The 13,166-nt window shown below is 67.5% G+C and carries 11 protein-coding genes; 4 read left to right on the forward strand and 7 right to left on the reverse strand.

What is annotated here, in order from left to right; translation table 11 throughout:
- The first annotated feature begins 6 nt into the window (after positions 1-6).
- A complete protein-coding gene (sucD, locus tag RH857_RS11515; RefSeq protein ID WP_310538120.1) occupies positions 7-921 on the forward strand; it encodes a succinate--CoA ligase subunit alpha in 915 nt (304 codons plus the stop codon).
- Positions 922-1,010: 89 nt separating this feature from the next.
- On the opposite strand, the gene RH857_RS11520 is transcribed toward sucD, so the two are convergent.
- From RH857_RS11520 to RH857_RS11535, 4 genes are all read right to left on the reverse strand, one after another.
- The gene (locus RH857_RS11520) at positions 1,011-3,728 is read right to left on the reverse strand and encodes an HAD-IC family P-type ATPase (RefSeq protein ID WP_310538121.1); all 2,718 of its coding nucleotides are present in this window, start codon (positions 3,726-3,728) and stop codon (positions 1,011-1,013) included.
- A 145-nt stretch (positions 3,729-3,873) separates the two neighbouring features.
- On the reverse strand, positions 3,874-4,326 hold the full coding sequence (locus RH857_RS11525; protein WP_310538122.1) for a pyridoxamine 5'-phosphate oxidase family protein: 453 nt from the start codon (positions 4,324-4,326) through the stop codon (positions 3,874-3,876).
- A gap of 170 nt (positions 4,327-4,496) precedes the next feature.
- Positions 4,497-5,624 (reverse strand): VIT1/CCC1 transporter family protein, encoded by a 1,128-nt coding sequence (locus tag RH857_RS11530; protein WP_310538123.1) that lies wholly within the window; start codon positions 5,622-5,624, stop codon positions 4,497-4,499.
- 110 nt (positions 5,625-5,734) lie between these two features.
- On the reverse strand, positions 5,735-6,619 hold the full coding sequence (locus tag RH857_RS11535; RefSeq protein ID WP_310538124.1) for an inositol monophosphatase family protein: 885 nt from the start codon (positions 6,617-6,619) through the stop codon (positions 5,735-5,737).
- Positions 6,620-6,708: 89 nt separating this feature from the next.
- Between RH857_RS11535 and RH857_RS11540 the strand changes: the two genes are divergently transcribed.
- Positions 6,709-7,833, forward strand: a complete 1,125-nt coding sequence (locus RH857_RS11540) for an App1 family protein phosphatidate phosphatase (RefSeq protein ID WP_310538125.1) — start codon at positions 6,709-6,711, stop codon at positions 7,831-7,833.
- 42 nt (positions 7,834-7,875) lie between these two features.
- Here the strand turns inward: RH857_RS11540 and RH857_RS11545 are convergent, their stop codons facing one another.
- The gene (locus RH857_RS11545; RefSeq protein WP_310538126.1) at positions 7,876-8,646 is read right to left on the reverse strand and encodes a hypothetical protein; all 771 of its coding nucleotides are present in this window, start codon (positions 8,644-8,646) and stop codon (positions 7,876-7,878) included.
- A gap of 278 nt (positions 8,647-8,924) precedes the next feature.
- Positions 8,925-10,166, reverse strand: coding sequence for a glycosyltransferase family 4 protein (locus tag RH857_RS11550; RefSeq protein ID WP_310538127.1), 1,242 nt, complete (start codon positions 10,164-10,166; stop codon positions 8,925-8,927).
- 245 nt (positions 10,167-10,411) lie between these two features.
- Between RH857_RS11550 and RH857_RS11555 the strand changes: the two genes are divergently transcribed.
- Entirely contained in the window at positions 10,412-11,863 is a 1,452-nt protein-coding gene (locus RH857_RS11555; RefSeq protein WP_310538128.1) for a cell division protein PerM, read from the forward strand.
- Here the strand turns inward: RH857_RS11555 and RH857_RS11560 are convergent.
- The gene (locus RH857_RS11560; protein ID WP_310538129.1) at positions 11,812-12,285 is read right to left on the reverse strand and encodes a hypothetical protein; all 474 of its coding nucleotides are present in this window, start codon (positions 12,283-12,285) and stop codon (positions 11,812-11,814) included. The two genes, RH857_RS11555 and RH857_RS11560, sit on opposite strands and share 52 nt — an antisense overlap.
- 42 nt (positions 12,286-12,327) lie before the next feature.
- On the opposite strand from RH857_RS11560, the gene purN reads away from it, so the two are divergent.
- The gene (gene purN, locus RH857_RS11565; protein WP_310538130.1) at positions 12,328-12,915 is read left to right on the forward strand and encodes a phosphoribosylglycinamide formyltransferase; all 588 of its coding nucleotides are present in this window, start codon (positions 12,328-12,330) and stop codon (positions 12,913-12,915) included.
- The last annotated feature ends 251 nt before the right edge of the window (positions 12,916-13,166 follow it).

Raw genomic sequence — 13,166 nt, forward strand, 5'->3', positions numbered from 1 at the left:
CACACAATGTCGATCTACCTGAACAAGGACTCCAAGGTCATCGTCCAGGGCATCACCGGCGGCGAAGGCACCAAGCACACCGCCCTGATGCTCAAGGCCGGCACCAACATCGTCGGCGGCGTCAACGCCCGCAAGGCCGGCACCACCGTGACCCACCTGCACAAGGACGGCTACGAGACCGAGCTTCCGGTCTTCGGCAGCGTCGCAGAAGCCATGGAGAAGACCGGTGCGGACGTTTCGGTAGCCTTCGTGCCGCCGAAGTTCGCCAAGGACGCGGCCATCGAGGCCATCGAAGCCGGCATCGGTCTGCTCGTGGTCATCACCGAGGGCATTCCGGTGCAGGACACCGCAGAGTTCTACAACCTGTCCCTGACCAAGACCGGCCCCGACGGCAAGCCCGTCACCCGGATCATCGGCCCCAACTGCCCCGGCATCATCACCCCCGGCGAGGCCCTGGCAGGCATCACGCCCGCCAACATCACCGGCAAGGGCCCGATCGGACTGGTCTCCAAGTCCGGCACCCTGACCTACCAGATGATGTATGAGCTGCGGGACATTGGATTCTCCACCAGCATCGGCATCGGCGGCGACCCGGTCATCGGCACCACCCACATCGACGCACTCGAGGCGTTCGAGGCCGATCCCGAGACCAAGGCCATCGTGATGATCGGTGAGATCGGCGGCGACGCCGAGGAGCGTGCCGCCGAATACATCAAGGCCAACGTCACCAAGCCGGTGGTTGGCTACGTGGCAGGCTTCACCGCTCCCGAGGGCAAGACCATGGGCCACGCAGGCGCCATCGTCTCCGGCTCTGCCGGCACCGCCCAGGCCAAGAAGGAAGCACTGGAGGCTGCCGGCGTGAAGGTCGGCAAGACCCCCTCCGAGACCGCGCAGCTGCTGCGCGAAGTCTTCCAGGGCTGAGTCCGCCCCGCGGCATCATCAGCTTCAGCACCAACGCCGCCGTCGTCTCCTCGGACAGGGGGAGCGACGGCGGCGTTGGTGTCTGCAGCTCAGACGGAGGCGCTCCGGCGGGCGCGCCGAGGCTCAGGCAGCTGGGCAAGCAGCAGCTTCAGGACTTCAATCACGAGGAAGACCGCTAGACCCACCAGGGTGACCAGCCCCACGTGCTGCAGCGGCAGCGGCTGCGAATCGAAGACAGCCTGCAGCGGCGCGGCGTAGATGAACAGCAGTTGGAAGGCCGTCAGACCCGCCACGCAGACCCAGGCGGCGCGATTGTTCAGCAGTACCGTGGGACGCAGGCTCGTCCCCTGCAAGGCTTTGACATTAAACAGGTAGAAGGCCTGGCAGACCACCAGCACGGTAGTGGCCACCGTGCGAGCCGACTCCAGACTGTCACCAGCGGCCATACGCCAATCAAAGACCCCAATAGTCACTGCCGCGATCAGCAGAGACACCACCGCAATCTGAAGCGTATGCCGCAGCTCCACCAGGCCGCGTGAGGGATCACGCGGCGGCCGCTTCATCACGCCCGGCTCGGCAGGCTCGAAAGCGAAGGCGAACGCCAGCGTCACCGCAGTGACCATGTTGACCCACAACACCTGCAGCGGAGTCAGCGGCAGGGTCCAACCCAGCGCCACGGCGAAGAGCACCACTGCTGACTGAGCGCCGTTGGTGGGCAGCAGGAACACGATCGCCTTGCGGAGATTGTCATAGATGCGTCGTCCTTCCTCCACCGCGACCTCGATGGTGGTGAAGTTGTCGTCGGCGAGCACAATCTCTGCGGCTTCCTTGGTGACTTCGGTGCCCTTGACACCCATGGCCACACCCACATCGGCTCGACGTAGGGCCGGCGCATCATTGACCCCGTCACCCGTCATGGCCACCACTTCGCCCTCGGCCTGGAGGGCTCGCACCAAACGCAGCTTGTGCTCGGGGCTTGTGCGGGCAAAGACGTGGTGCGACGTCGCCAGGCGGCGCAGCTCGTCGTCGTCGGCCGCCTCCAGCTGTGCCCCGCTGACCGCACCGGCCCCCTGATCGAGGCCCATCTGGGCCGCAATGGCACGCGCAGTGCCGATGTGGTCGCCGGTGATCATCTTCACGCTGATGCCCGCGGTGTGGCAGGCTTCGATAGCGGCGACGGCCTCTTCTCTGGGCGGGTCCACGATGCCCACCACGCCCAGGAACGACAGGTCGGTGCCCAGGGAGTCCACGGTCAGGGCCGCGGTGTCGGGCGCCTGGGCCGGGCGCTCTGCTGCCGCGAGCACCCGCAGCCCCTGCGCGGAGAGCTCGTGGATCTGGTCCTCCCAGTACTGACGCTGCGACTCAGGCATGGAGGAGCGCTCCAGGAGCCGGTCCGGGGCTCCTTTGACCAGGACTCGTCTTTCTCGCGTGCCGTGCTCACTGTCAAGTTCGGCCACCGTGGCCATGAGCTTGTTCTCGGAGCTGAAGGGCAGCGTGGTCAGGCGTTCTGCCTGAGCCGGGTCGTATCCGGCCTTCGCGGCGAAGGCCTGCAGCGCGCCCTCGGTGGGCTCCCCGCTGATGCTCCAACGGCCCTGCCGTTGCACCAGCTCGGTGTCGTTGGCGATGCTCATCGCCGCGGCCAGCCGCCGCAGGCCCGGATGATCCGGGTTGAGGGGCTCGCCGGTGCTGGAGAGCACCTCGCCTTCCGGTGCGTAGCCGGTGCCGGTGACCGTCAGCTCCTGGCGGCCCACCACGGCGCGGGCCACGGTCATCTCGTTCTTGGTGAGTGTGCCGGTCTTGTCCGAGCAGATGACCGTCACGCTGCCCAGGGTTTGCACTGCGGGCAGCCGCCGGGTGATGGCGCTGCGGCGTGCCATGGTCTGCACGCCCAGGGCCAGGGTGATGGTGATCAGAGCCGGCAGGCCCTCCGGGATGGCCGCCACGGCGAAGCTCGCTGCGGCCAGCAGAAGCTCGCCCGGCTCAGTGCCGTGGAGCAGGAATCCGACCAGCACCAGGGCGGCGGTCAGCCCCAGCACCGCCAGGGCCAGCCACCGGCCGAAGGCGGCGATCTGGCGAGTCAGGGGAGTCTGCAGGGACTCCACCTCGCTCATCATGGTGTTGATCTGCCCCAGCTCGGTCCCGGCGCCGGTGGCTACTACCACCCCGCGGCCGGAGCCGGCGGTGACCATGGTCCCGGAGAACGCCATGCAGGTCCGGTCGCCCAAGGGGGCCTGAGCATCCACCGGATCCGTAGACTTCAGCGCCGGGACCGACTCACCGGTGAGAGCGGACTCCTCCACGGCCAGCTCATGAGCCTCGGTCAGGCGCAGATCAGCCGGAATCTTGTCTCCGGCGCGCAGGCGGACCGTGTCCCCGGGTACCAGCTCATCGGCCGGTATGGTCTGCCAGCGACCGTCGCGCAGCACCTGAGCCTCGGGTGAGAGCATCTCCCGGATGCCTTCCAGCGCCCGCTCGGCGCGGCCTTCCTGGAGGAAGCCGACGGTCGCATTGACCACCACCACCACGAGGATCACTGCGGTATCCACCCAGTGCTGCAGAGCGGCGGTCAGGGCGGCGGCGCCCAGCAGCACATAGATCAGCACGTCGTTGAGGTGACGCAGGAAACGCCTCACGGCACTGTCTCGTTCTGCGGCGGGCAGTGCGTTGGGGCCGTGCTCCTGCAGTCTGGCCTCCGCCTGGGGGGAGCTCAGCCCTTGGTCGGCGTCGGTCCCGCAGCGGCTTAGGGCCTCATGGACGGCGAGCGCGTGGACAGGTGTGTGAGGGGTCGTGGTGGTCACGTCAGCCATGCGGCTCCTTGGGCGATCCGCTGCCACGGACCGGCCAGGCTCAGCCGCTGGTGGGTCACCAGGAAGGCCAGGGCCAGCACCACGACAACGTGGATCAGGTTGTAGTTGATGAACGGATGGGTTGCGATCGGGAAGGCGGCCAGGCTCAGGCGCTGTCCGAGCCTTCCCCCAGCTCGCGTTCGCGCTGGGGTCCAAAGAGGAAGTGGCGTCCGCTGACCTCGGTGGGAGTCACGCGCACATAGAAGTCTTTGAGCGTGGGAACCCACGAATGCAGACCCAGCGATTCGGCGTGAGCAATCTCCTGAGACGTCTCCAGCCGCTCCGCGGTACCGCGGACCACAACAGACCATCCCTCCTCGGAGGAGAAGTCATCGGCTTCCACAAGAACCTGCTCATTGACGCTGAGCTCGGCGAGTTTGGTGCCCGGTGCGGTGCGGAAGATCAGGCTGCGCCCGTCAGCGGCGATGTTCACGGGGAAGATGTCGGGCCGTCCCCCGACTATCAGCACAAGACGCCCCAGCTCAGCGCTGGACAGCAGCTGCCAGGACTGCTCTTCGGTCAGGACAAGGATCGGAACATCGGTCGGGTGATTGAACATCTCGGGATGCTCCTTTCTCCCACCGGTGCTCAAGGTGCCCGGGGTCCCAATATTACAGGCACAGCGCAAGATTTCTACAGTCTGTAGAAAATACGGACTGCCCGGCACCCCAGATTCAGGGAGAAACTACGGGGGGATACCCGCAGGTCGGAGTCGACCTGAGCTTATGCTCAGGCGACGGCGACCCCGAGCAGGGAGCCGAGTATGTAGGTGATCGCGGCAGCGCCCAGTCCGATGCTCAGCTGGCGCAGGCCGCGGGTCAGCGGTGAAGCCCCGGAGAGCAGGCCGACGACGGCTCCCGTGGCGGTCAGGGCCAGTCCCACCAGGGCGGTGGAGATGATGACGGCAGTCCATCCTTCGGCGCCGAACAGGTAAGGCAGGACAGGAATGAGGGCGCCCACGGCAAAGAAGCAGAAGCTCGACCCCGCGGCCGTCCACGCTGACCCGACAGCCTCGTAGTCGTCTGTCGCGGCCTCAGGGTCATGGGACTTCTCCGGCCGGCAGTTGCATTCGAAGATGCCCATGCGCTCCAGAGCCCGGTGCTCGGCGTCCTCCTTGCTCAGGCCGCGGGCCCGATAGACCAGGACCAGTTCGTTGTGGTCTAAGTCCAGGTCAGGGGCGGCGCGCAGCGTGGCCTGTGTGGGGCGCGTGGCATCCAGGAGTTCGCGCTGGCTGCGCACCGAGATGAACTCTCCAGCAGCCATCGACAGGGCCCCGGCCAGAAGGCCGGCGATGCCTGAGAGCAGCACCACGGTGGCACCGACTCCGGTGCCGCCCATGCCCATGATGAGCGCAAAGTTCGAGACCAGGCCGTCGTTGGCGCCGAAGACCGCGGCCCGGAAGCCGCCGGAGAGCTTCTCGCGGCCGCGAGCGGCCAGGGCTCTGATGACCTCCTCATGGACCTGCTCATCGGCTGCCATGCCGCGTGTGGCGTCGTCGTCGCGCGCGTAGGGAGAATCGCCTTCGGCGCGCTGGGCCAGCGCGAGGACAAAGACGGAGCCGAAGATGCGCGCCATCCAGCCCAGCAGCACGCGATGGGCTGAGGGAGAAGGCAGTCGCTGGGCATGGTCTCCCAGCAGGTGGCGCCAGTGCTGCTGATGGCGCCGCTCCGCGGCAGCCAGACCCAACAGGATCTGCCGCTCCTCGCCCTCCTTGCGCCGGGCCAGGTCCTCGTACAGGTTGGCCTCGGCGATCTCATCGGCCAGGTACTTCCGCCACCGCCGGATCTGGGCGGGGGTCGATTCGCTGCCGGCTGGAGGTCGCTCAGCGGGATCTGGGCGGGAGGATGAGGAGCTCACCCTCTCATTCTTGCCCGAGTGGCGGGCATCTGCCGGGTGTGACAATTCTTCAGCACACCTAAGCGTTCGGCACTCCTAAACCTTCCCCGCTGTGGTCCCCTCCGCCTGCACTACTGGGCCCGGGTGAACCGGCGGACCACGTCTTCCGCGGTGGGAGCGCTGGCTCCGGGAGCCAGTCCCAGGTACCCGGAGGTCAAGTGCAGATCGGGGGTCTGTTCGCCGCTCCAGGTGCGCTCGCCCCGCGTGCCGTAGGGCAGGAAGCGTCCGCCAGCGCGGCGGAGCACCAGTTGCGCCGCGGCAATGTCCCAGGGGCTCGTGCGGCAGTTCAGGGCCGCGTCTGACCAGCCGGCGGCCAGGTGGCACAGCTCCAGTGCGCCTGAGACGATTCGCCGCACCGTGGCGTAGGTGGTGACCAGGCCCGCGAAGGCGCGCAGCGCCTCGTCCCCGTGGGTTTCCACCGCCCACGCACCGGGGAAGTTGGTCAGAAGGCTCAGGTTCTCCTCCGGCACGCCCTCGCGAGAGGCCGGGGTCAGGACGCGCTCGGTTCCGTCGCGGTCGGCCAGGTAGGCGGCGTCGTCGTCGGCGGAGAAGGTCAGCTCGTTGATCGGATCGTAGACCACACCGGCGAGCACGACGTCGTCGATGACCGCGGCGATCGAGATGCTGAACATGGCGAAACCGTGAGCGAAGTTCGAGGTGCCGTCGATGGGGTCAATGATCCACTCGATGCGGCCGCTTCCGCGCGTGCCGCCCTCTTCGCCCAGGAATCGGGAATCCGGCACGGCGTCGCTGAGCAGGCTCACCAGAGTCTCTTCGGTGCGGCGGTCCCATACGGTCACCAGGTCATGCGCCGAGGTCTTCAGCTGGATATCCATCTGGGAGCGGAAGGCCGTCTTCAGCGGATCGCCGGCCTCATGGGCGGCGGAGATCGCTACGCGGCGAAGTTCAGCGGCGGAGGGATCAGCCCTGCGGGGCTCTGCGGGGGAGTGGCTCATGTCTCCACTCTAGAACTGGAACCGTCCAGTCAACGGACGCTGCCCGGGCGAGGATGCGGAGGCGGTCAACACCATTAAGATGGACAACGATGACGACGCCGGAACCCAGTGAGGTCGCCCAAGACTTGGCGGCGTTGCGAGAGCACTATACGGACCCCCGGCGGAACCGGGCCATGGTCGTCGAGGACCGCTGGCACCAGTTCCGGCTCAACCTCGCCCGACGACGTCGGCAGCATGTCACTATGCTCTCGCTCACCGGCTACGGCACCCGCCGGTGGATTCGGGTCTTCTCTCGCGTGGTCATGGCGCCGGACTCTCACTTCGTCAACGGTCGGCGCGTGGCCAAGGTGATCGCCGACGGCGTGCGCGGTTGGCGCAACTTCATCTCCGCGCCCGTGCCCTTCGCCACGGTGACCATCACCGTCGGCGACCACGAGTTCGAAGCCGCTGCTGACCGCGGCGGCATCGTGGACAGCGTGGTGCACCTGCCCGATGGCGCAGAGCTGAGTCCCGGCTGGCACCATGTGAGTCTGCAGGCGCCCGGCGCCGATCCCATCAGCGCGGAAGTCCACATCATCGGCGACGAGGTCACCACCGGCGTGATCTGCGATATCGATGACACCGTGGTGGTCACTAAGCTCCCGCGTCCCATGCTGGCCGCCTGGAACTCGTTTGTGCTGGACGAGCACGCGCGCACCCCCACCCCGGGGATGGCGGTGATGATGGAGCGGCTGCTGGACCGGTGGCAGGGCGCCCCGGTGCTCTACCTCTCCACCGGCGCCTGGAACGTGGCGCAGACCCTGACGCGATTCTTGACCCGCAACCTCTACCCGCACGGCCCGCTTCTGCTGACCGACTGGGGGCCTACGGAGGACCGCTGGTTCCGGTCCGGGCGTCAGCACAAGGTGGAGCAGCTGAACCGTCTGGCGCAGGACTTCCCCAACATTCGGTGGATCCTCATCGGCGACGACGGACAGCACGACCCCCAGATCTACGCCGACTTTGCGCGCCGGCACCCCCAGAACGTGCGGGCGGTCATCATTCGGGAACTCACCTATTCCGAGGCGGTACTGGCCGGTGGTCGTGCGGAAGCGCCCGAAGGCAGGGCCCAGCAGTCTCGGGGCGTGACCATTCCGTGGATCTATGGCCCGGACGGTAAAGACATTGCCGCGCAGCTGGCCGACCACGGGCTGCTTGAGCAGCGCGATCACTGATTCCTCCGGACCGTGCGGGCGAGCCCGCGCCGCGGGCCTGGCTTAGGGTCGCCGCTTCTCCCAGGCTTCGCGGGTGCGCCTGCTGCGGCGGGCAGCTCGCACCGCCGCCGCGGCTGCGAGCACACCCAGCAGCACCGGCACCCAGAACTTCGAGTACTCCAGTATGGGTTCCAGCCACTGCGGCAGGCTGATGTTCGGTGCAGGAATGTTGATCTCGGGGAAGGTGAACTCCGGCAGGGGGAGGCTGGGCACTGGAATGTCCACCTCGACGTCCGGGATCAGCGCACCGATCAGTCGGGCGATCAGTGGTCCCAGGACCAGAACGAGCAGCGCCCAGCCAGCTTTGCCCATCCCGCCGCCGATCGGATAGACCACTCGTCTCCAGGGGGAGGCCGCGATCTTAGCGAGTCTGGCCTCAGCTGCGGAGCCGGCTGGGGGATCGAAGTCGGCGAGGGCGCCGTCGTCGTCCTTGAAACGCACCGTGCGGACCGTATCGGCGCGCCAGCCGCCCACGGTGACCTTGACCCGTGCCCCCGTGAACTGGTGCTGGTTGGCGATGGGCTTGGACTCCTCGGTCAGCGGCTCGCCCTCTGCGTTGAACGTCATGTCCCGGAGCCCGTCGACTCGAGCGATGCTCCGCCCCTCCCGCCGGAAGAGCATCACGGAACGGTGCTCGGGAATGTCCTCCGCGGGGAACTCCGGGTCCAGGGAGCTCAGCTGCTCCAGAGTTCCGGTGATGACCTCCAGAGCGCCCAGAGTGGGGTGCTGAAGCCGCCAGGTCTCGGCAGCAGAGGATGGTCCGGGCGTGGGCATGGTTTCCACGTTAGGGGCCACGGCGGGGACGGGCCTCATCCCCACGGCTGATTGTGCGGGCGAACGGCCCCGCTCGGGTCGGTGCACTTCTGGGTGAGCGCATTTCTGTGTCGGTGCACTTCCGAGTCGGCGCACGTCCGAGCCACCGCGCGTCCGAGTCAGGGCACCCATGAAACAGAAGCGGGTCCTTGCCGCCTACTCACTCACTGAAGTGCTGCCTCTGTTGCAGGCAGGACCTGTGGGAGCGGGGCGGGTGAAACACAGGCGGGCGGTGAGCGTCAGCCGGTGATGAGACCACCGAGGCCGGGCACGAAGGTGTTGACCAGTCCGCCCTGGCCACGTAGGTACCGGGAGGCCCGCTGGAAGTGCAGCCTGCGGTTGACCTCGATGGCGCGGGAGTAGTGGCCGATCAGCTGGTTGCAGATCGCCTCCCACGTGCGGTCCTGGACCTGAGCGTGGGCGGCGGCGGCACAGCGGGCGCGCATGGCCTCATCGCTTACCAGGTGCTCCACCGCCGATCGCAGCGCGGAGAGATCACCGGGCTGGTACAGCCACCCTGTGCGGCCCTCATCCACCAGGTCCAGGGGCCCGCCGCGGCCTACTGCCACTACGGGCACGGCCGCAGCCATCGCCTCTTGGATGGTCTGGCAAAATGTCTCGGCCTCACCAGGGTGGACGAACACGTCCAGGCTGGCCACATGCGCTCCGAGGTCGTCTCCGGAACGGAATCCGGCAAAGTAGGCGTGGGGGAGCTTCCTACGCAGAAAGTCCTCCTGCGGGCCGGTGCCGATGATGACCAGCCGCGTCCCGGGGAGGTCGTCCAGCACGGCGAGGTCTTCGATCTGCTTTTCTGCCGCCATGCGCCCCACAAACCCGATGAGCTTCTCTCCGTTGGGGGCGATGCGGGCGCGCAGCTCCTCGTCGCGCCGGGCGGGGGAGAAGCGCTGCAGATCGACGCCGCGTCGCCAGGTCTTCAGCCGCTTGATGCCGCGCTCCCGCAGCTGCTGCTTGCAGAAGGAACTGGGTACCAGGGTCAGTGTGGAGGCCATGTGCATGCGGTCCACGTGCTGCCACAGCAGCTCCTCGGCCCACGGCAGCTTGTACCGGGCCGCGTAGGTGGGCACCTCAGTCTGGTAGATGGAGACGGTGGGCAGTCCCAGCGCCTCCGCGGCCTGGATGGCCCGCCATCCCAGCACAAAGGGGGAGGCGATGTGGACGACGTCGGGCTGAATATCCTCCAGCAGATGCCGGATGCGCATCACGAACCCGGCAGCCACCCGGACCTTGGGATAGTCGGGAAGCGGCAGCGAAGGGACTCGGATGACGGGGTGGCCCTCGCAGAGCTCCGGCTGGTCCGGGATCTCCTCCAGGAGCGGATTGGTCTCCAGAAAGGAGTCGCTGGGGGCGATGACCGTGACCTCGTCTCCGCGCCGCCGCAGATGGGCAAGCACGTGGAGAACGGAGTTAGTCACGCCGTTCATATGGGGCAGGAAAGACTCAGCAACCACCACAACCTTCACATCTCCTACAGTAGGGCGGAAATCCGGGGCAGAGCCGGCCCTACGGTTGCTGTTCGGTAAACATGTGGGGAACCCTTGGCAACCGCGGATTCACCGCTCGTTATGACACTCGCATCGCCCCAGTTCAGCGCCGGTGCCTGTCTGCCCGCGCGTTCAGGACATGTCCAGCTCTCCGGGGTGCCCACAGCGCCGGGCCGCGGTGCCGCTGCCGGGAAACCGGGGCACGCAGTGGCACCATAGTGTCAATGGCCTCCGATGACACCAGTGCTCCACGCGGACTGCGCTTGCCGACTCCGCCACTGTGGCTCTTCGGGCTGCTTGAAGGGATCGCCGCGGTGCTGGTCACCGCGCTGCTGATCGCTGTGCCCGTTTTTGGACTGGCCGTGGCGCAGGGCTTCACGCTGGAGGGCTTGGGCAGCGCGAATCTCGACATGGATGCCAGTGCGACGACGGCGCTCGCCGCCCAGGTGTGGTTGGTGGTCCATGCCGCGCCCCTGGAACTGGTGGACGCACCAGAGGCCGGGTTCTTCCACCTGGTTCCCCTGGGCCTGACACTTATTCCGTTTCTCCTCTCCGTCCGGGCCGGGCGCCGTCTGGCCCAGGGGGCGTACCCCGACCAGCTCTGGCAGGGGCTGGTCGGCTACATCCTGATCTTCGGTGTGGCCGCAGGCCTGATCGCCCCTTACGCCCAGACCCCGCTGGTCTCAGCCTCGGTGCTGTGGGCGGTAGTGGCTGCGGTCCTGGTCTCCGCCGTGGGAATCCTCGGCGGCTGCTACGCCGAAGCGCGCAGCGCCACGCGCATGATCGGTGTGGACCTGGAGGCCAAGATCGAGGAGCTCTCGCAGCGCCTGAAGTGGGCCGGCGCCTACGTCTGGGCGGTGCTCAAGGGCGGCGCGGTCGCCGCCACGGCGGCCGTAGGGCTGGCGGCCCTGCTGACAGCGGGACAACTGGCGGTCCACTGGATGGATATCGCGAACACCCATCAGCAGCTGGACACCGGATGGGGCGGCACTCTGGGACTGACGCTGCTGCACCTGGCGCTGCTGCCTAATCTGGTGCTGTGGGCCCTGGCCTACTCCACGGGAGCCGGATTCGCCGTGGGGACTGGCACCGTGGTGAGTCCTTTCGCCGTGGAGCTGGGCCCTGTGCCGGCGGTTCCGGTCCTCTCCGCGCTGCCCCAGACTGCCTACGAGTATTCGTTCGCCGTGCTGGCGCTGCCGGTGGCGGCGGGCTTCCTCGCCGGGTGGTGGCAGATGCGCGAGGGGGAGAACCACGTCGATGACTGGTTCGCGCTGCGCGTTCCCTGGCGTCCGGCGTCGCTGACACTCTCCACTCTGACGCTGGGGGTGCTCACCGGCGCGGTCGCGGCCGTTCTTCTGGTGCTGCCCCTATGGCTGTCCCATATCTCCCTCGGGCTGGGCCGGATGACCGACCTGGGCCCGCACGCCCTCTACGCTGCCGGCCTGCTCGGCGCGTGGGTCGCACTGGGGACGGTGCTGGGGTACCTCATCACGACTGGCGTGAAGACGCTGGTGCGGGCCAAGCCCTCGCCAGCGGCGCCGGCAGCGCGTCCGGCGCGACGACGACGTCACCGCGCCGGGGAGGAGGCCTCATCGGAGGAGACTTCGGATGAGGAAGACCAGGCTCAGTCTGAGCCGGAGAGGAAGGACAGCAGTCCTTCCTCATACTCCCGGTAGCAGGCGGCGGTGGCCCGCTCGGTCAGAGCGGCATCCTGGCAGGTCTCGAATGTCACGGTGGCGTCCCAGAAGATTGCCTGGAAGGTGGAGGTCAGGGCGAAGAATCCGCAGCAGATCAGGGTCAGGCCTGCGCTGATGTAGACCAACGCGGGCAGTCGTCGTCGGACGCAGCGCACCAGCAGAGCGGCGGCGCCCACCACGCCGGCGAGACCCGCCACAGCGCTGAGCAGGCGCCAGGGCAGCGGCAGCTGCAGCCCGATGTAGGCCACCAGGATCGCCAGCAGCAGCCATCCGGTGTATCGGGCGTAGGACTTCGCGTCCTCCTGGTCCAGTTCGGGGCGGCCGCCGCGCTGGGATCCGCGTTCAGGACGCGTCTTCTCCGGCGCAGGGGCTGGGGGTCCGGGCGGCGGCGTGGCACTCATAGTGAGAGTCAGCTTACCGCCGTCGGGGATAGGCTGAACCCTATGCGTATTGTCATTCTGGCCTCTGGTTCGGGCTCCAACATGCAGGCGGTCATCGATGCCGCCGCAGCGGGTGAGCTCGCCGTGGATATTCTCGCCGTGGGCTCGGATGTTGCCGGTTCTGGCGCTTTGGAGCGGGCGGAGCGGGTGGGGATTCCGTCCTTCGCCGTGGGGCTGGAGCCGGGTGCCTCGGCCGCAGAGCGCCAGGCATGGAATGAGCGACTGCGGGAGACGGTAGCGGGCTACAGGCCCGATGTGCTGGTGCTCAGCGGTTTCATGCGGATTCTCTCCGCAGAGTTTCTGGACCGTCTTGGCGTGCCGGTGATCAACACTCACCCGGCGCTGCTGCCCAGCTTCCCCGGAGCACACGGCGTGCGTGATGCCCTGGCTGCCGGAATGAAGATCACCGGCTGCACGGTCCACCAGGTCGACGCGGGAGTGGACACCGGTCCGATCCTCGCCCAGGCTGCCGTGGAGATTCTCCCCGACGACGACGAAACCTCGCTGCACGAGCGTATCAAGGTCCAGGAGCGCCGACTCCTGGTGGAGACCCTGGCCCAGCTTGCTCAGGGCGATCTGGTGCTGAGATAGACCCTGGTCTTGGTACCGCCGCGCCCCGAAATCACTGCGCCCTGAAATCACTGCGCCCCGAAGTGTCGGATATGCGGTGCCTTTGCGCGACTTCCCTCCGCTGAGGCACCGCGATTCCGAGAATTCTCGAGGAAACCCGGGGCAGGGCAGGGCCACCCCGTGAGCGTGGCGGGGTGTCCCCGCCTGCGGGACTAGCTGTGATGTTCAGGGAGGTTGGTCAGCCTGGTGATGGGTGGTTGGCCTCCGATGGC

Origin of the sequence: Nesterenkonia flava (assembly GCF_031432335.1) — a bacterium.
GTDB classification, from domain to species: domain Bacteria; phylum Actinomycetota; class Actinomycetes; order Actinomycetales; family Micrococcaceae; genus Nesterenkonia; species Nesterenkonia flava.